This window comes from Dactylosporangium sp. NPDC051087 (assembly GCF_055586325.1).
Map to the genome: position 1 here is coordinate 271,169 of NZ_JBVJIJ010000013.1, position 20,040 is coordinate 291,208.

Consider the following 20,040-nt stretch of genomic DNA (forward strand, 5'->3'; position numbering starts at 1 on the left):
CCCCCACCCCCCCCCCCCCGCCCCCCCCTCCCCCCCCCCCCCCCCCCCCCCCCCCCCCCCCCCCCCCCTCCACCCCCCCCCCCCCCCCCCCCCCCCCCCCCCCCCCCCCCCGGCGCACCGGTTACGGCCGGATCGGCAGGATGTGCACGCCCGGCTGGGTGCTGTTCGTCGACGTGCGGGTCAGGCCCGTCGGTGCCGCGTCGAGCAGGGCGCCCGGCGTGCGGGACCCCGGCAGCTCGGCGAACGTCCCGGCGGCGCCCGTGCCGTTGGCGTAGCCGACGCCGGCGGTCACCGAGCTGAGGTCGCCCTTGTCCCATTCGAGGCGGGTGTACCGCAGCACGATGTCGAACGCGCCGGGTGCGACGTCGCCACGGTCGACGAGGTACAGCTGGAACGCGTTCAGCTTGTCGTCGTGGCGGTCGTAGTAGCCGACCCGGTCGTAGTCGACGCAGAACGCGCGCCGGCCGTCGACGGTGCCGGCGCCGTAGCGGACCGGCTGCGAACCGGCGGCGCGGGTGTCGACGTCGGCGAACCACGCGGCGACGATCGGGGTGCGCACGGTGTCCATCGGCACCGCCGTGAACGTCGACAGCGGCCCGTCGAAGGTGACGTTGCCGTTGTTGTTGACCCACAGCGACCCGAACGTCCGGCCGTGGAAGTTCAGGTCGAACGGCAGCTCGACCTCCGGTCCGGACTGGTCGTCGTTCGGGGCGACCTCGGTGGCGTTGCAGGTCAGGTCCAGCTGCCTGCCGTCGGCCCGCAGCTCGTACCGCCCCGTGAAGCCGCCGTCGTCGGTGACGCGCAGCTCGTACCGGCCGGTCTCGCGCAGCCGCGTGAAGCCCATCGTGCCGCAGCCCTCGCCCCTGGTCCGCCCGACGGCCCGGCCGCTCGGCGCGACCAGGGTGACGGCGAACGTCCCGTCGCCCGGGCACACGCCGGACGTCGACACCTGGATCGAGTCACCGGCCTGGAGGGTGACGGTGTAGACGTCGACGGCGAACGCCGCGTCCAGGGACCCGGTGACCCGCTGCCCGAGCGTGAGCGCCGTCGTGGTCTCCACGGTGCCGGCGAGGGCGGCGAGGTCCACTGTGGACCGCAGCCGGTTCGCGACGACGGCGGCGTCGGCGGCGAACGTGTCGTCGCCGGTGAGCCCCACGTCCAGGAGGCACTGCTCGAGCCCGGCGCCGGGGCGCAGGTCCCGGCAGACGGTTTCGGCGTGCGCGCGGGCCGCGGCCGGCAGCGCCGCCACCGACGCCTGGTCGACCGGGTCGGCGGGGGTGACCCGGTCCGCCGGCAGGACGCTGCGCAGCAGGGAGTCCTGGCCGGTGACCCGCCAGCTCGCGGCGAACGACCCGTACAGCTGCGCCCGGTCGCGGATGTCGCGCACCGGCGTGCCGTCGCGGGCGGTGAGGTCGTCGCGCGGGTCGCCGTCGGCGTCGCCGAGGACGCCGCGGACCTTGCCGTATCTCGCCTCGGCGAGCGTGACGAACATGTTGTCGCCGGTCCACCGGCCCGCGGCGAGCCTCGTGCCGTCGGGCCAGGCGACGACGGCGCCGCCGGCCGTGGTGAAGGTGAGCACCGCGCCGCCGGGCAGGTCCCGGCGCATGCCCGCGGTGAGCGGGACCGGCTGCCCGTCGAGCGTCGCGACGAGCGGGTCGAAACGCTCGCCGGTCGCGGTGTCGCCGAACGCGATCACCGACGGGCCGACCCGCGCCGCGATCGCCCGGTTGAGGCTGATCGCCGTGGTGCCGGGCCGGCGCACGAAGCGGCCGTGCACGGCGAAGGCGTCCACGGTGGACTCGGCGAGGACGTAGTCGCCGGCGGCGTGGAAGCCGAACGAGCCGCCGTCGAAGCTGACCAGGTGCGGGTCGCCGTAGAAGCCGCCGGTGCCGCGGCCGCCGCCCTCACCGCCGTCGTCCGTGGTGCCGCCGTCCCCGCCGGGCGGGGGACCGGTGCCGCCCGGCGGCAGCCCGCCGTCGTCCGGGTTGTCCGGGTCGTCGGGCTCGTCGCAGGCGTCCCCGGCGCCGTCGCCGTCGCTGTCGGCCTGGCCCGGGTTGGCGATCGCCGGGCAGTTGTCGAGGGCGAACGTGGCGCCGTTCCACGGCTGCGCGTCGGGGACGCCGTCGCCGTCCCTGTCGTTGGTGGGGTACAGCGCGGTGATGTCGCGCCGTTTCGGCTGCAGCACGTCGTCCTTGAGCGGGACGACGGCCTCGAACAGGACCGGCTTGGCGTAGGTGCCGGTGCCGCCGGGCAGTGCGGTGGCCTCCAGCCGGCTCAGCGGGATGGTCGCGTTGGTCTCCAGCCAGGCGCCGGGGTCGCCGTCGCACAGGTCGATCGAGTCGTGCACGGTCATGGTCAGGTCGGCGACGAGCTCGACCTTCGTGCGCACGCCCTTGGCGTCGGCGGCCGGCACGAACTGCAGGGGTCCGGTGAAGGTGCGGTCGTCGGGCACGTACCCGGACGGCAGCCGCACCCCGCCGACCGCGCCGGCGATGTTGCCCGGCACGTCGTAGGGCCAGGAGAAGTTGACGTCGGCGCCGCGGCCGATCGGCGGGTAGTCCGACACCTGCCGGGTGGTCGGGGTGGCGGGCGCGGCCAGCGGCGGCGGGGCGCCGAGCGCGGCGACGAGCTGGTCCACGACCTTGTCGCGGGCCTCGATGGTCGGGGCGTTCCAGCGGAACTGGCGGATCGCGGCGGCGTCCGTGACGCTCTCGCGGGCCGTGCTCGGGACGCCGCCGAGCAGGTACTTCGTCCACAGGTCGCGGGACGTCGCGCCGATGACGCCGCCGAGGAACGGCAGCAGCGTCGCGCGCAGGTAGGCGACGGCCCGGTCGGCGTCGGCGGAGGACGCGAACGGCGTGCAGTACGCCGACGGGCCGCCCCACTGGTTGAGGACGCCGGGCTCGGGCTCGGTGCGGATCTCCTCGCCGTCGAGCGCGGACAGCTGGAAGACCCGCTGCCGGCCCTCGACCCGGGACGGGATCACCGTGGCGGACGGGCCGTCCGGGTCGACGCCGACGATCCGGGCGGTGGCCGGGTCCAGGCCGGCGACGGACGGGTCGACGGTGACGGTGATCGGCCTGGCGAAGCGCAGCCCGTCCGGCGACAGGTCGATGATCGGCGACCCGAGGACGTCCTTGGCGCCGCTGTACAGCAGCGGCGTGATCCTCAGGTCGGTGGGGCGGCTGACCGCGCCGCGCGGGACCTCGACCCGCCAGCCGGGGCCGCTGAACGCGGCGCCGTCGGGCCCGATCCGCACGGGCGCGGCGAGCTGCTGCACGGCGAGGTCTGGGGCGGGCCCGCCGGCGCGGGCCACGCTGAGGGCGCTGAGCCTGCCCGCGGCCCCGCCGACGAGGGCGACGCCGCCCTCGGGCAGGCCGCGCAGGACGTAGCCGCCGTCGCCGCCGGTCGTCGCCGTCCGGGTGCCGTACCGCACGACCGCGCCGCTGACGGGCGCCTTGGTCACGGGGTCGACGACCCGGCCGGTGACCTGTCCGGCGGCGTTCGCGGCGATCCGCTGCCGGACCTGGGCGCGGGCCGTGCCGGTGCGCCCGGTGGCGTCCCAGGCCCGCACGTCGAGGCGGTTGCCGCGCTGCGGGTGCAGCAGCACCTCGACGGCGAACCTCCCGTCCGGTCCGGCGAAGGTGGTCGCGGGCAGGACACCGCCGTCGACGCGGACGGCGCCGCGGGCGAACGTCTCGCCGGTGACGACGACGCTGCCGCGGTCGGTGTCCTGCGGGACGGCGACCTTGACGGCGTCGCGGTGTCCGCCGGGGCCGCCTTCCGGGGTGCAGGCGCCCATGAGCGCCAGGACGGCGCACAGCACGAGCGGGTGGATGCTCCGTTTTCGGTCCATGGCCGCAGCCAAGCAGTACATTGCAAACGGTCGATATGTGCAAAAGCGGCATGTCGCTCCGCGCAACGCTTTTCACGGGGCGATTCATGAATTGGCCGTGAACGCGACGTCAAATCGAGGATCGTCTGTCGCATTGCCGATACGCCACCCGATGCGACGTTCAGGCGGCCGGTCAGTTCACGGGCGGCCAGTTCATCGGCGGCCAGGGCGGGATCGCCGCCTTCGCCCGCCGCCGCCGGGCCCGGCCGTTCAGCACGACCGCCAGGATCACCAGGCCGGCGACGACCGCGATGCCGGTGGCGACGAGCGCCGCCGCCACGATCGTCGACGCCCGCAGGCCCGTGCCGTCGTCGTCGGGCGGCTCGTACGGCCGGGGCTGTGCGGCGGCACCGAACCAGAGCCGGCCGCCGCTGTCCGCCGTCGGCTGCCGAAGCGACCGGCTCACCTGGTCCGGCAGCCCCTGGTACTTCGCGCCGAACGCGGCCGTGTCCAGGCCCGAGTAGGCGACGGTACCGAAGTCGACGCCACCGTAGACGTAGGTGTTGGTGTACTCGTAGCCGCCCTTGCGGGTCTTGTGCGTGACGTTGAACTCGCCCTTGGTGTAGGACTCCACGTACGCGTCGAACACCTGCCGTGGCTGCCACTGCCGGCGGGCCGGCCAGGCGGTCACGTCGCCGCTGCCGATCAGGCTCGCGTAGGCGTTGTCCTGGTTGGCGTTGCGCCGGCGGAACCATTCCGCGGCGACCCGGCTCAGGTAGACCCGGCGCAGCTCGGCGTACTCCGGCGCGGTGTTCACCGCCTGCTGCACCTGCGGCAGGATCGTCGTGCGGTAGACGTCCTCGTTGTGCCTGGTGTCGGCGGCGGACTGGGCGCCGCAGCCGCCGATCCCGCCGACCCCTTTCGCCTTCGTGACGTCCGACTCCATCTTCACCTCGAGCGGCGTGTCGAGGATGTACAGCTGCTGCTGGTCCTCCCGGACCGTCACCGGACCGGGCACGATCCACTGCCGCATGCTGACGCACTTGGTGTCGCCCTGCAGCGAGTCCCAGTAGCGGGCCCCGGCGGGCGTGTCGGGGTGGATGAACTTCGCCACCGACTGCTTCATCCGCAGGTCGGCCTCGAGCATGATCCGGCCGACGTCGGTGGCGCCGAGCTTCGGGTCGATGATCCGGTCCGGCTCGTCGGGGTTGAGGTTGACCCAGAACTGGGAGCGGTTGAGGCCCAGCCACACGAAGAACGCGTCGGACGCCTGGAGCGTGACCTCCTGCCCGACGTCGACCTTCGGCGGCCCGGTCGACGGGTTGCCGCTGAACGAGAATCGGATGCCCTGCTCGCCGCCCGGTGGCGCCTCGGCGAGATACCGCAGCTCGAGCGAGCTGAAGTCGATGCCGCCGTTCTCCTGGGCGCCGGTCAGCGCGCCGATGACCCCGGACTGCGCCGCCGCCGGGCTGCCGGGCGTGGTGAAGGCCTCGTTGACGTACCGCCGCCCGCTCTTCGGCCGGCCGTCCTTCACCCACTGCTTGTAGCGCTCGTTCTTCTCCTCGACCCCGGCCTTGTTGTTGGTGCTCGGCTTCCACTTGCCTTCCGCCGCCTCGTACGAGCCGACGACGTCGTAGTAGTCGTAGGTGTAGTTCATGTCGTCGAGCGCGGCGAACCACTCCTCGCGCAGCCGCGCCCGGCAGTTGTTCGACGGCTGCTGGCACGGTTTGAGCTCCGACTCGCCACGCCGCACCAGCCTGGCGTCGGCGTCGCTGAGGTGGGCGCGGACGACCTGCTCGGAGTGCTTGTTGCCCATCGCCGCGACGGTGGCGCTGCCGGCGAACACCGGTTTGCCGTCCTGCACGACCCACTTGTCGACGACACCGACGGCGAGCTCCTTCTTCACCTGCCCGACGCTGGCCGCCGCGTAGTACTCGACGGTCCCGTCGGCCCTGCGCAGCTCGAACACCGCGACGTTGGTCAGGCCGGTGACCTCCGGGTGCCGGATCCGGTAGTCGAGGATCAGCTCACCGAGGTCGGTGACGCCCCAGTACACCTGGTGCAGGTTGTAACCGTTGACGACCTCGGCGAGCGCCGGGGCGGCCCCGGTCGCCCCGCCCGTCACCAGGACGAGCGCGGCCAGGAGCGTCGTGAGCCTGCGCCACCAGCTCATCCGGACTCCTCCTCGTAGGTCCGCAGCAGCGCGTCCCACCAGCTGAGCCGGCCGTCGGGGTCGAGGGCCGCCGGATCGCGGGCGGCGATCAGGTCACGGACCTCCCCGACGAGCGGCCCGCGCTCCTCGAACGGCAGGTCGAGGATGTCGTCGACGCGCCGCGCGAGCACGCCGTAGCAGTAGACGAAGTCGGCGATGGAGGAGTTGACGAACATGAACGGCCCGTCCGGCTGGACGTTGACCACCGCGTCGTGGCCCGCCTCGGTCGCGAGCAGCACCACCCCGCCGTCCTCGCCGAACGCGAAGAACGTGGTGCCGCCGCGGACGGCTCCGGCGCTGAGCCGGGCGTCGCGGTAGAAGACCAGGTCCAGGGGATGCTCGACCGGCAGCCCCGCCTGGGTGAGAAACGCCCGCGACCGCTGCGACGCGAGCGCCGGCACCGCGTCCCCCGGCACCGGCAGCAACGCCCCGTCCCACAGCTCCCGGACGTCGTTCCACTGATCCATATCGCCCCCCGCGACCCTGACCGACACATTGTCGCCGGTCATTGTCGCAGGCGAATGAGATCAATGCCCGCCCGCCCGCGGCGCGGCTCGGGCCGCGCGGAGCTCCGGACCCATGCGGCGTTTCCGGGGTGAGCCGGCACACGCCGGACAAAAACCGATGATCGTCACTGCGGTTTCGCCCCGGAGATAGATGCGGCATGATTTCCTGAACGAACGTTTACCGGGGGAGGGCCTGCGCGTGTCCGATCGTGTGCATGTCGCGTTCGAGGAGCAGGCACGACGGACCCCGGACCGGGTGGCGGTGATCGCCGGGCGGGTCAGGATGCGGTACGCGGACCTCGACGCCCGCGCGAACCGGGTCGCCCGGTGGCTGCGCGGGCGCGGCGCCGGCCGCGGCGACCTCGTCGGGGTGTGCGTCGGCCGGGACGAGCACCTGCTGCCCACGCTGCTCGGCGTGCTGAAGTCCGGCGCCGCGTACGTGCCGATGGACCCGGCGTACCCGGCGGAGCGCCTCGAGTACATCGCCGCCGACGCCGGGACGAAGCTCGTCGTCAGCCCCCGGGACCTCCCCGCGCACGGCGACACCGGACCCCTCGACGTGGACGGCGACGGCAGCGACCCGGCGTACGTCATCTACACGTCGGGCTCGACCGGCAAGCCGAAGGGTGTCGTCGTCGAGCACCGCAACACGATGAACCTGCTGCGCTGGGAGGCGGCCGCGTACCCGGCCGAGGAGCTCGGCGGGATGCTCGCCACCGCGTCGATCTGCTTCGACCCGTCGATCAGCCAGCTGTTCCTGCCGGTCGTCACCGGCGGCACCGTGATCCTCGCCGAGAACCTCCTCGCCCTGCCGGAACTGCCGGCGCGCGACGAGGTGACGACGGTGTACGGGGTCCCGTCCGCCCTCGCCGCCCTGCTCCGCGACCCGCTGCCGCCGGGCGTGCGGGCGGTGTTCGCCGGTGGTGAGCCGCTGACCCGGGCGCTCGTCGACCGCATCTACGCGAACCCGGGCGTCCGCCGGGTGCTCAACCTGTACGGCCCGACCGAGTGCACCACCACCTGCGCGGCCGCCGAGGTCGGCCGCGACGACGCGGGCGAGCCGCCGATCGGCCGCCCGGTCGCCGGCGCGGTGCTGGAGGTCCGCGACGCCGCCGGCGCCCGGGTGCCCGACGGTGACCTCGGCGAGCTGTGGATCGGCGGCCCGGTCGTCGCCCGCGGCTACCTGAACGGGGAGCGCGGCGGTTTCGAAGCGGGCTGGTACCGCTCCGGCGACCTCGTCCGCGCCGACGCCGGCGTGCTGCGCTTCGCCGGCCGCGCCGACGACCAGGTGAAGATCCGCGGCTACCGGGTCGAGCCCGGCGAGGTCGAGGCGGTCCTGGCCCGCCACCCGTCCGTCCGCCGCGCGTGCGTGCTCGCGGCGCGCGACCCCGACGGCGGGTCGTACCTGGTCGGGCACGTCGAGGCGACCGGCGTGGACGAGCGGTCCCTGCGCGCCTGGCTCCGCGACCGGGTGCCGGAGCACCTGGTCCCGACCCGGTTCGGCATCACCGGCGGCCTGCCGCTCGGCCCGAACGGCAAGGTCGACCGCGCGGCGCTGCCCCCGCTGCCGGCCCGTCGCACGGCGGACTCCGGCTACGCGGCGCCGCGTACCCCGGTGGAGGCCAGGCTCGCCGCGATCGTCGGCGACGTCCTGGACATCGCGGCGGTCGGCGTCGACGACCACTTCGGCGACCTGGGCGGGCACTCCCTCGCCGCCGCCCGCGTCTGCGCCCTCGCCGGCCGCGAGTTCGGCACCACCGTCGCCCTCGCCGGGTTCCTGGCCGAGCCGACCGTCGCCGCGCTCGCCGCCCTCGTCGGAAAGGGGGCGGCACCCGCCGGCCGCGCACCGGTGCGGCACGAGGGGGCGACCGGCTACCCGCTGACCCCGACCCAGCGGGAGCTCTGGACGTTGCGGCAGGTCAGCCCCGTGCCGGCGGTGACGACGGTGGCGTTCCGGGTCCGTCTCACCGGCCCCGTCGGGACCGCCGCGCTGCGGGCCGCGCTGACCGCCATGGTCGAGCGGCACGAGGTGCTGCGGAGCCGGATCGTGGAGCGCGACGGCGTCCCGGTGTCGGTCGTCCGCCCCGGCACCGCGGTGACCGTCGCCGAGCACGCCCCCGCCGGGCGGCACGCGTTCGACCTGACGGGCGGCGGGCCGCTGCTGCGCGCCGGGCTGGTCCGCCGCGCGCCGGACGTGTCGGAGCTGACCGTCGTCACCGACCACCTGGCATTCGACGGCTGGTCCACCGGTGTCTTCCTCACCGAGCTCGCCGCGGAGCTCGCCGCGCCCGGTTCGGTGCCTCCTGCGCCGGTACAGGTCGGCGACCTCGCCCTCATGAGCGGCGCCGACGCCGGCGACGCGTGGGCGGCGGAACTGGCCGGCGCGGCACCGCCGAGCGAGCTGTTCACCGGCACCGCCGGGTTCCGCGGCGGGCGCCTCACCCGCCGGGTGCCGCCGGACCTCGCCGGCGTGCCGTTCGCGGGCTGGCTGACCGCGCTGGGCCTGCTCCTCGCCGGGTACACGGCCCGCGCGGACGTCCTCGTCGGCGCGGTCGTCGCCCGCCGCGGCGCACCCGAGCTCGACCGGGTCATCGGCCCGCTCGTCGACGTCCTGCCGATCCGGCTGCGCCTCGACCCCGGGGCCACCGTCCGCGCCACGGTCGCCGCCGCCGCGGCCGCCACGGCGAGGGCGCAGGACCTGCCCCGCCCGTCCACGGAGGACCTGTTCCGGGCGGTCGGCACGCAGCCGCGCGGCGCGATGCTCACGCCGGTGGTGCTGTCCGCGCAGCCCGCCGGCATGCCGGTGCGGGTCGAGCGCGGCGGGGTGCGCCTGGAGCTGCTCGGCGAGCTCGGCTGCGGCGGCGCCCAGAACCCGCTCACCGTCTTCGTCAACGAGACCGCCGCCGGCGTCGAGCTGCAGGTGGAGCACGACCTGGACCTCGTCGACCCGGCGTGGGCGGCCGGGTTCGCCGACCGGCTCCTGCGGGTCCTCGCCGAGGTGACCGCCGACCCGGACCGGCCCCTGTCGCGGGTGCCCCTGGCCACCGCTGCCGAGACGGCGGACCTGCTGCGGCTCGCCGCCGGCCCGCCCCTGCCGGCGGCCGCCCCCGCCACCGTCGTCGACGCCGTCCTGCGGCAGCGCCCCGACGACGTCGCCGTGCTCGGCGACGGCGGGCGGATGACGTACCGGCAGCTGTGGGACGCCTCGGCCGCCGTCGCCGCGGTGCTGGTCGCGCACGGCACGCGCCGCGGCGACGTGGTCGGCGTGTGCCTGCCCCGCGACCACCGGCTCCCCGCGGCCCTGCTCGGCGTGTGGCGGGCCGGCGCCGCCTACCTGCCCCTGGAGCCGGACCTGCCGGCGGAACGCCGCGCGTGGCTCGCCGCCGACGGCGGGGTCACGACCGTCCTGTGCCGCACCGCGACGGCCGCCGCGGGCGGGCTCAATCTCGACCTCGCCGCCGTGCAGCCGGCCGAGCTGCCGGCGGTCGGCCCTGACGACCTCGCGTACCTGCTGTACACGTCCGGCTCGACGGGCACCCCCAAGGGGGTCGCGGTCGCCCAGGGCGGGCTGGCGGCGCTCACCGAGGCGCTGCGCCTGGAGCCCGGCGTCGGGCCGGGGGACCGGATGCTGGCGGTCGCCACCCTGAGCTTCGACACCTCCTGCGCCGAGATCTGGGCCGCCCTCGCCGCCGGCGCCTGCTGCGTGGTCGTGGACCGGGACGCCGCCGTCGACGGGCACCGCCTCGGTGAGCGGCTCGCCGCACACGACGTCACCGTGATGAACGTGCCGCCGACCATGCTGCGGACCCTCCTCGCGTCCGGCTGGACGGGCAGCCGCGACCTGCGCGTGTGGGCCGGTGGCGAGGCCCTCGACGCGGCCCTCGCCCGTGACCTGCTGCCCCGGGTCGCGCAGCTGTGGAACGTGTACGGCCCGACCGAGGCCACCGTCCTGTCCACCGCCCACCGGGTCCCCGAAGTGTCCGACGTGGACGGTGGTGTGCCGATCGGGCATCCGCTGCCGGGGGAGCGGGCCTACGTGATGGACCCCCTGCACCGCCTCACCCCGCCCGGCGTCACCGGTGAGCTGTGGATCGGCGGCGCCGGACCCGCGCTCGGCTACCACCGCCGGCCGGAGCTGACCGCGGCCGCGTTCGTCGCCGACCCGTTCGTGCCCGGCGGCCGCTGCTACCGCACCGGCGACCTCGTCCACCGGCTGCCCGGCGGGGACCTCGTGTTCCGCGGCAGACGCGACCAGCAGCTGAAGATCCGCGGGTACCGCGTCGAGCTCGGCGAGATCGAGGCCGCGCTGCGCGGTCACCCGGCCGTCGGGCACGCCGTCGTCACCGTGCGCGGCGCCGGCGCGGAGGCGCACCTGGTCGGGTACGTCACCGGGCCGGTCACCGGGGACGACGCCGCCGCGTACCTGCGGGACCGGCTCCCCGGGCACCTGGTGCCGCACCGCTGGGTGGTCCTCGACGCGCTGCCTGCCCTGCCCAGCGGCAAGGTCGACCTGGCCGCGCTCGCCGCCCTGCCCGACCCCGGCGCGGACCGGCCGCACCGGCCGGTCGGGTCGGTGATGGAGGAGCTCGTCGCCGACGTGTGGGCGCAGATCCTCACCACCGGCCGGATCGGCGCCGGCGACAGCTTCTTCGGCCTCGGCGGGCACTCCCTCGCCGCGACCCGGGTCGCCGGCCGGCTCCGCGACACGCTCGGCTGCGCCGTGCCGGTGCGGCTGCTGTTCGACCACCCGGTCCTCGCCGACTTCGCCGAACACCTGGAACGCCTTGTCATGGACGACATCGTGGCCGCACCCGGCCACAACCATCCGGGGAATGACTATGACCTTGTCTGACCGAGACACCACTGCCCGGGACACCACTGCCCGGGACACCACTGCCCGGGACACCACTGCCCGGGACACCAACACCCGGGACGCCCTCCGGGAGCTCATGGAGCGGCGGGTCGCCGCCGCCCGCGCCGCCAACCGGGAAGGGGCCGACGCGGAGATCCCGCGCCGGGCCGACCCGTCCGCACCGCAGCCGCTGTCGCCGGCGCAGCGCCGGCTGTGGTTCAACGCCCAGTTCGAGACCAACACGTCGATCTACCACGTGCCCGCCGTCCTGCGCCTCACCGGCCCGCTCGACGCGGACGCGCTCCTCGCCGCGCTCCGCGACGTCTGCGCCGCCCACGAGGTCCTGCGCAGCGTCATCGTGCCGCCCGGCGCGAACGCGGAACCGGTCGCGGTCGCCGTTCCCGCCGACCGCGTCCAGCTGTCCGTCGTCGACCTCGCCGGGACGGACCCCACCGGGGCGGACCCCATCGGGACGGCCCCGGCGGAGCGGCGCCTGGCCGAGGCGTTACGGGCCGAGGTGCACCGGCCGTTCGACCTGGAGACCGAGCCGCCGGCGCGGGCCGTGCTGTTCCGCGTCGCGCCCGACGTGCACGTGCTCGCGCTGACCGTGCACCACATCGCCACCGACGCGTGGTCGCAGGACCTGATGCTCGACGAGCTCGGCCGCCGGTACGCCGCCCGGCTCGGCCTGGCCGCACCGCCCGCGCCGCCGCGGCTGCAGTACGCCGACGTCACCGAATGGCAGGCCGGCCGGCCCGCCGGCGACCACGTCGGCTGGTGGGTGCGGCGGCTCGCCGGGCTCGCCCCGGCCCTCGCGCTGCCCGTCGACCGGCCCTACCCAGCGGTCGCCGACTGGACCGGCGGCTACGAGCCCGTCACCGTCCCGCCGGCCCTGGCGGCACGGATCCGCGACACCGCCCGCGCCGCGAACGCCACCCCGTTCATGGTGCTGTCGGCGGCCTGGCAGGCGCTGCTCGGGCGGCTGTGCGGCAGCGACGACGTCGCCGTCGGCGTCCCCGAGTCCGGCCGCCACCACCGCGCGACCGAGGGCGTCGTCGGCTGCTGCATCAACACCCTCGTCATGCGCACCGACCTGTCCGGCGACCCCACCGGCCGGCAGCTGCTCGACCGGGTCCGCGACAGCACCCTCGAGGCGTTCGCGCACGCCGCCGCGCCCTTCGAAGCGGTCGTCGAGGCCCTCGCACCGCAACGGTCCACGGCGACGACCCCGGTCTTCCAGTCGATGCTGTTCCTGCTCGAGACACCGCAGCGCGACCCGGTCCTGCCCGGCGTCCACGCCGAACGCCTCGACTCGCCGCTGGACTCGAACAAGTTCGACGTCAGCCTGTCCCTGACCGGCCGCGCCGGCGGGTACGACGGCTGCATCAGCTACCGCAGGGACCTCTTCGACGCCTCGACGGTGCGGCGGTGGGCGCGCTGGCTGCTCGCCCTCCTCGACGGCATCCTCACCGGACCGGACCTGCCCCTGTCCCGGCTCGACCTCCTCGACGCCGGCGAGCGGGCCGAGCTGGTCGCCCTGGGCACCGGCCCGGACCTGCCCGCCGGTGCCCCCGCCACGGTCCTCGACGCGGTCCTCGCCCGGGCCGCCGCCCGCCCCGACGCGGTCGCCGTCGACGCCCGCGACGGCACCCTCACCTACGCCGGGCTGACCTCCGCCGCCGCCCGGATCGCGACCGCGCTGCGCGACCTCGGCGCAGGGCCCGGCGCGCCGGTCGGGATCTGCCTGCCCCGCGACCGGCACCTGCCCGCCGCGCTGCTCGGCGTGTGGCGGGCCGGGTCCGCGTACGTGCCGCTCGAGGCCGACCATCCCGTGCCGCGGCTGCGGGACCAGCTCGGTGACTGCGGCGCCCGCGTCGTCCTCGCCGCCGCCGGCACCCTCGACGTGGCGCGACGCGTCGCCGACGGCACCGGCGCCACCGTCGTCGACCTGGACGACGCGCTGTCCACGACGGCGGGGGAGCTGCCGGCGGTCGGGGCCGGCGACCTCGCGTACGTCATCTACACGTCGGGCTCGACCGGCCGTCCCAAGGGCGTCGAGCTCACCCACGGCAGCCTCGCCGCGTTCACCGCCGCCCACTGCGCGCTGATGCCGGTCACCCCGGCCGACGTGATGCTCGGCCTCACCGCCCTGTCCTTCGACGTCGCCGGCCTGGAGCTGTGGACCGGTCTCGGGCAGGGGCTGCGGCTCGCGCTGCTGGACCGGGACGTCGCCGTCGACGGGCACCTCGTCGCGCAGCGGATCGCCGACGCCGGGGTGACCGTGATGACCGCGACGCCGACCACGTTCCGGATGCTGGTCGCCGCCGGCTGGCGGGCGCCGCACGTGCGGGCCGTCGCGATCGGCGAGGCCGTCGACCCGCCCCTCGCCCGGGAGCTCACGGCCAGGCTGGCCGAGTTCTGGAACGGCTACGGCCCCACCGAGACCGCGGTCACGTCCACCATGCACCACGTGACCCCGCCGGTCGGTGACACCGTCCCGATCGGCACCCCGATGGCCGGCGAATGGGTGTACGTGATGGACGGCGACGGCCGGCTCGCACTGCCCGGCACCGTCGGCGAGCTGTGGATCGGCGGTGCCGGCGTGGCCCGCGGCTACCACGGCCGGCCCGACCTGACGCACGCCGCGTTCGTCCCGGATCCGGTGCGGCCCGGGCGGCGCTGCTACCGCACCGGTGACCTGGTCCGCTGGCGTACCGGCGGAACCCTCGAATTCCTGGGCCGCCGCGACCACCAGGTGAAGGTGCGCGGCCACCGCATCGAGCTCGGCGAGATCGAGTCCCGGCTGCGGACCGTGCCGGGCGTCGCCGAGGCCGTGGTCGCCGTCTTCGGCGGGCACGGCGGCGACGCGCACCTCGTCGGCTACGTGGTGCCACGGCCGGGGACGGTCCTGGAGCCGCCGGACCTGGAGACCCGGCTGCGGGCCGTGCTGCCCGGGCACATGGTGCCGCGCCGGTGGATGACGCTGCCCGCGTTGCCCGTCAACGGATCCGGCAAGGTCGACCGCACCGCGCTGCCCGAGCCCGGCGACGGCGAGCGGGAGCGGGTCGCGCCGCGCAGCGAGGCGGAGCAGCTCGTCGCCGAGGTGTGGGGCGCCGTCCTGCACCGCGACGACCTGTCCGTGCACGACAACTTCTTCGCCCTCGGCGGGCACTCGCTGTCCGCGACCCTCGTCGTCGGCAGGCTCCGCGACGCCCTCGACCTGCCGGTGCCGGTGCGGCTGCAGTTCGAGCAGCCGGTCCTCGCCGGCTTCGCCGTCGCCATCGAGGCGCTGCTGCTGGCCGAGGTGACGCAGGCGTGACGGTCACCGACAGCCAGCGGTCGCTGATCCAGCAGCGCCTCGCCGGGGCCCGCCGCGCCGCCGCGCGCGCCACCGCCGGCATCCCCACCGGCGACCCGGACGCGCCGGCGCCGCTGTCACCGGCGCAGGCGCGCCTGTGGTTCATGCACCACCTCGAACCGGACAGCGTCGCCTACCACGTGACCGCCGCCGTCCGGCTCACCGGCGACCTCGACACCGCCGCGCTCACCGCCGCGGTCCGTGACCTGGCCACCCGCCACCACGTGCTGCGCAGCCGGTTCACCGACCACGACGGCGTCCCGGTGGCCGTGGTCGGCGCCGCCGGGGACGTGCCCGTCGAGACCGCGGGTTCCCTCGACGCGTTCCGGGACCGGCCGTTCCGGCTCGCCGAGGAGCCGCCGATGCGGGCGCTCATCCACCGCACCGGCCTCGGCGAGCACCTGCTGCTGCTCGTCGTGCACCACATCGCGTTCGACGCCTGGTCCGTCGGCCTCGCCCTGCGCGACCTCGCCGACCTGTACGCCGCCCGGGCCGGGGGACGGCCATCGCCCGCGGCGCCCGCGGTGCAGTACGCCGACTACGCCCGCTGGCAGACCGGCCGCAAACCGTCCACAGTGGACGTCGACCGGTGGGTGGAGGGGCTGCGCGGCCTCGCGCCGGTCCTGGACCTGCCGACCGACCGGCCCCGCCCCGCGATCGCCGGCGCGGCGGCCGGGCAGGTCCCGGTGACCGTGCCCGCCGGCCTCACCGCCCGGATCGCGGACCTCGCCGCCGGGTGCGGCGCCACCCCGTTCATGGTGCTGCTCACCGCCTGGCAGGCGCTGCTGGCCAGGATCTGCGGCACCGGCGACGTCCCGGTCGGGGTGCCCGCGGCGGGCCGGCAGCATCCCGACGCCGAACGGATGGTCGGCTGCTTCATCGGAACGCTCGTCCTGCGCACCGACTGCTCCGGCGACCCCACCGGCCGGGAGCTGCTCGGCAGGGCCCGGGAGACGGCGATCGACGCCCTCGCGCACGCCGAGGTGCCGTTCGAGCGGATCGTGGAGCGGCTCCAGCCGGAGCGCAACCTCGCGACCACCCCGGTCTTCCAGGTGCTGCTCAACGTCCTGGAGCAGGAGGACCCGCCGGCGGCGTGGCTGCCGCACCTCACCGCCGAGGTGGTGGACCTGCCGATCCGCACCACCAAGTACGACCTCAACCTCGGGCTGTCCCGGCACGGCGACGGCTACCGCGGCTCGCTCGTGTACCGCACGGAGCTGTTCGACGACGACACCGCCCGGCGGCTGGCCGGGTGGTTCGTGGCGCTGCTGACCGGGCTCGTCGCCGAACCCGACCGGCCCGTCGGCGAGCTGCCCCTCGAAACCGGCACCGAACCCGCCGCCGGGCCCGGACCCGGCGGCCCGCGGGTGTCGTACCTCCTGGACCTTCCGCTGCACGAGCTGATCTCCCGGCACGCGGCGCTGACCCCGGACGCGCCGGCCGTGGTCGCCGCCGACGGCCGGCTGACCTACGCGGACCTGGACCGGCGCGCCGCGGTCGTCGCCGCGCGGCTCCTGGCGGCCGGGGTGCGCCCCGAGGAGCCCGTCGCCGTCCTCACCGAACGCGGGACCGCCCTGCCGGTCGCGGTGCTCGGCGTGCTGAAGGCCGGCGGCGCCTACCTGCCGGTCGACCCCGGCTACCCCGACGGCCGGGTCGCGGACATCCTCGACGCCGCCGGGGCCCGGGTCGTGCTCACCGAGGCCGCGTTCGCGCACCGGGTCCCGGGGCGGGAGGCGGTCGTCGTCGCGGACGTCACCGGTGCGCCCGCCGCGCCGGTCCGCGTGCCGATGACCCACCTCGCGTACGTGATCTTCACGTCAGGCTCGACCGGCCGGCCGAAGGGCGTCGCCGTCGAGCACCGGCACATCGCGCACTACCTGCGCGCCGTCGCCGACCGGACCGGGCGGCACGCCTCCTACGCGCTGGTGTCCACGCACGCCGCCGACCTCGGCATGACGAACCTGTTCGGGGCGCTGACCACGGGCGGCACCGTGCACCTCGTCGACCGGGAGACCGCCACCGACCCGGACGCGTTCGCCGCCTACCTGGCCGCGCACCCGGTCGACGCGATGAAGCTCGTGCCGAGTCACCTGGAGCTCCTCGCCGCCCACGGGGACCTCGCCGCGCTCCTGCCGCGCAAGCTGCTCGTCCTGGCCGGGGAGCCGTGCCCGTGGGAGCTCATCGACCGGGTCGAACGGGTCCGGCCCGCGCTGGAGGTCCAGGTCCACTACGGGCCGACGGAGACCACGGTGTCCGTCTTCGGCTGCGACGTCCGCGAGATCCCCGCCGGCCGCCGTCACGGCAACGCCCCCATCGGGCGGCCGTTCGCGAACGTCGACTGCGTGGTCACCGACCAGGCCGGCCGCCCGGTGCCGCCGGGCGTGCCGGGCGAGCTGCGCATCGGCGGGCCGAGCGTCGCCCGCGGCTACCTGCACGGCCGCGACGACCGGTTCACCGGCGGCTGGTACCGGTCCGGCGACCGGGTCCGCGTCGACGCGCACGGGCTCGTCCACGTCCTCGGCCGCGTCGACGACCAGGTGAAGATCCGCGGTTTCCGGGTCGAGCTCAACGAGGTCGCCACCGCCGTCCGGGCCGCCGCGGGTGTCGCCGAGGCCGTCGTCCTGCCCGTCGGGGAGGCGCACACCCGGCGGCTCGCCGCCTGGATCACCCCCGCCACCGCCGACCCCGCCCAGGTCCGGGCGGCGCTGCGGGAGCGGCTGCCCGACTACATGGTCCCGTCCGCGTTCGTCGTCCTGGACCGGCTGCCGCTGACCGCCAACGGCAAGGTCGACCGGGCCGCCCTTCCCGCGCCCGCCCCGCCGGGCGCCGCCACCCGCGCCGCGCCGGAGACGCCGGCGCAGGAGCGGGTCGCCGCCGCCTGGGCCGAGGTCCTCGACGGGGTGGAGGTCGGGCTCGACGACGACTTCTTCGCCCTCGGCGGCGACTCGTTCAAGGCCGTCCGAGCGGTCCGCGCCATCGACCCCGGGTTGCGGGTCATCGACCTGTTCACCCGCCCCACGGTCCGGGAGCTCGCCGCGTTCCTCGACGGCGGCACCGGGGCGGCGGGGCTCCTGCACCGGCTCGCCGGTCCCGCCACCGCCACGATGCAGGTCGTCTGCATCCCGTACGGCGGAGGGTCAGCCGCCGCGTACGGCCCCCTCGCGACCGAGCTCGCGCGGCTGCTGCCGGGCGCCGCGGTCCTCGCCGTGGAGCTGCCCGGGCACGACCCGGCCAGGCCCGGCGAGCCGGCGCTGCCCCTGGCGGACCTCGCCGAGCGGGTCGTCGCGGACCTGCCCGCCGGGCCGGTCCTGGTCTACGGGCACTGCGTCGGCTCCGCCGCCGCCACCGAGGTCGCGCTGCGCCTGGAGGCGGAGGGCCGCGACGTCGCCGGGCTCGTCGTCGGCGGCAGCTTCCCCGCCGCCCGCCTCCCCGGCCGGGTCACCGCCTGGCTGCACCGGCGGGTCCCGGCGACCTGGTGGACGTCCGACCGGGCGTACCGCGACTTCCTGCGGACCCTCGGCGGCCTCGACGACGAGACCGGCGTCGACACGGACGTGATCCTGCGCGGCCTGCGGCACGACGTCGACGAGGCGCAGACCTGGTTCACCCGCGAGCTCACCGCCCCCGACCGGCGGCGGCTCCGCGCGCCCGTGCTGTGCCTCATCGGCGCCCGGGACCGGTCCACGGAGCTGTACGAGGAGCGGTACACGGAATGGGGCGCGTTCGCCGACCGTGTCGCCCTCGCCGTCCTCCCGCGCGCCGGGCACTACTTCCTCAAACATCAGGCCGCGGCCGCCGCCGGGCACATCGCCGGCGCGGTCGAGGCCTGGCGGGCGGGGCGGCCGCCGGCGCCGGTGAGCACCGCCGTCACCGGCGGGCGGGCCCGCCGCGACCTGCGCGACTTCGGTCTCATGGCGGCCGGGCAGACCGCGTCGCTGATCGGTGCGGCGCTCAGCTCGTTCGCCCTCGGGGTGTGGGCCTACCAGCAGCACGGCCGGGTCGCCGACTACGCGCTCGTCACCATGCTGGCGCTGCTGCCCGCGATCGTCGTCCTGCCGCTCGGCGGTGCCGTCGCCGACCGCTTCGACCGGCGCCGCGTCATGCTCGCCTGCAACGGCGCCGGCGCCGCCGTCATGACCGTCGTCGTCACCCTCCTGACCCTCGGCAGGCTCGAGATCTGGAGCGTCGGGCTGCTCGCGGGTCTGCTGTCCACCATCACCGCGTTCCACCGGCCCGCGTACCTCGCCGCCGTCGCCCAGCTGGTGCCGAAGCCGTACCTGGGCCAGGCGAACGCGATCGCCGGCCTGGGCCCCGGCATCGGCATGCTCATCGCCCCGCTCGCCGGCGGCGCCCTGATCACCGCGCTCGGCATGCCGTGGGTCGTCGCCGTCGACGTCGTGTCGCTGCTCGCCGGCGTCGGCACGCTCCTCGCCGTGCGCCTGCCCGACCGGCTGTTCCGCCGCCGCGAGGAGACGTTCACCCGCGCGATCGCCGGCGGCTGGCGGTTCCTGACCCGGCGCCGCCCCCTCATGATCATGATCGGCTTCTTCGTCGTGGAGAACTTCCTGGCGATGCTCGCCCTCGCGGTCACCGTCCCCACCGTGTACGGCTTCGGCGGCACCACCGCGGTCAGCGTCGTCACCACGTGCAGCGGCGTCGGCGCGGGCCTCGGCGCCCTCGCCATGGTCCTGTGGGGCGGCGCCGAACGCCGCGCCACCGGCATGGTCGGCTTCGTCATCGGCGTCGGCGCCGGCGCGGTCCTCGTCGGGCTGCGCCCGTCGACCGTGGTCGCCGCCGCCGGCAGTCTCGTCTGGTACGCGTCGCTGACCGTCCTCAACGCGCACTGGCTCGCCATCATCCAGGTCAAGGTCGGCCTGGACCTGCAGGGCCGGGTCCTCGCCACCAACCAGATGCTCGCGGTCGCGATGACCCCGCTCGCGTTCCTGGCCGCCCCGCCGCTCACCGGCGCCGTCACCCGCCTCGCGCCGTCCCTGCGCTGGGCGGTGGGCGGCGGCGGGGGGAGGGGCACCGCGCTGATCCTCGTCGCGTGCGGGCTGCTGCTCGTGGTGTGGGGCGCGCTCGGCCTCGCCTACCGCCCCCTGCGCCGGATGGAGGACGACCTGCCGGACGCCGCGGCCGGCGCCGAGATCCCGGACACCCTCGACGAGATCCAGGCCCTGGCCCTCGGAAAGGACCTTTCGGATGATCGCCCCAGGGTCCGGACGGATCAATGAATTCGCCTTTTTCAGTCCGCATCGGCGCTGAACGGTCAGACGG

General features: G+C 75.8%; 6 protein-coding genes. 3 read left to right on the forward strand and 3 right to left on the reverse strand.

Annotation, left to right across the window (positions count from 1 at the left end):
• Window positions 1–121 precede the first annotated feature (121 nt).
• From ACZ6TV_RS25820 to ACZ6TV_RS25830, 3 genes are all read right to left on the reverse strand, one after another.
• Window positions 122–3,856: a nidogen-like domain-containing protein gene (locus ACZ6TV_RS25820; protein WP_465299821.1), complete on the reverse strand. Its 3,735-nt coding sequence runs from the start codon at window positions 3,854–3,856 to the stop codon at window positions 122–124.
• Window positions 3,857–4,028: 172 nt separating this feature from the next.
• A complete protein-coding gene (locus tag ACZ6TV_RS25825; RefSeq protein WP_465299822.1) occupies window positions 4,029–6,008 on the reverse strand; it encodes a hypothetical protein in 1,980 nt (659 codons plus the stop codon).
• Window positions 6,005–6,514 carry an SUKH-4 family immunity protein gene (locus ACZ6TV_RS25830; RefSeq protein WP_465299823.1) on the reverse strand — a complete coding sequence of 170 codons (510 nt, stop codon included), beginning with the start codon at window positions 6,512–6,514 and terminating at the stop codon, window positions 6,005–6,007. The genes ACZ6TV_RS25825 and ACZ6TV_RS25830 overlap by 4 nt, the downstream gene beginning before the upstream one ends.
• A 238-nt stretch (window positions 6,515–6,752) precedes the next feature.
• Between ACZ6TV_RS25830 and ACZ6TV_RS25835 the strand changes: the two genes are divergently transcribed.
• From ACZ6TV_RS25835 to ACZ6TV_RS25845, 3 genes are read left to right on the forward strand one after another with little or no spacing between them, the layout of a single operon-like run.
• Entirely contained in the window at window positions 6,753–11,405 is a 4,653-nt protein-coding gene (locus ACZ6TV_RS25835) for an amino acid adenylation domain-containing protein (RefSeq protein ID WP_465299824.1), read from the forward strand.
• A complete protein-coding gene (locus tag ACZ6TV_RS25840; RefSeq protein ID WP_465299825.1) occupies window positions 11,398–14,724 on the forward strand; it encodes a non-ribosomal peptide synthetase in 3,327 nt (1,108 codons plus the stop codon). Before ACZ6TV_RS25835 ends, ACZ6TV_RS25840 begins: the two co-directional genes overlap by 8 nt.
• A complete protein-coding gene (locus ACZ6TV_RS25845) occupies window positions 14,721–19,997 on the forward strand; it encodes a non-ribosomal peptide synthetase/MFS transporter (protein WP_465299826.1) in 5,277 nt (1,758 codons plus the stop codon). Before ACZ6TV_RS25840 ends, ACZ6TV_RS25845 begins: the two co-directional genes overlap by 4 nt.
• The last annotated feature ends 43 nt before the right edge of the window (window positions 19,998–20,040 follow it).

Coding starts and splice junctions, on each gene's coding strand:
- ACZ6TV_RS25825 (WP_465299822.1), bottom strand. CDS start 6,008: ATGAGCTGGTGGCGCAGGCTCACGACGCTCCTGGCCGCGCTCGTCCTG.
- ACZ6TV_RS25830 (WP_465299823.1), bottom strand. CDS start 6,514: ATGGATCAGTGGAACGACGTCCGGGAGCTGTGGGACGGGGCGTTGCTG.
- ACZ6TV_RS25820 (WP_465299821.1), bottom strand. CDS start 3,856: ATGGACCGAAAACGGAGCATCCACCCGCTCGTGCTGTGCGCCGTCCTG.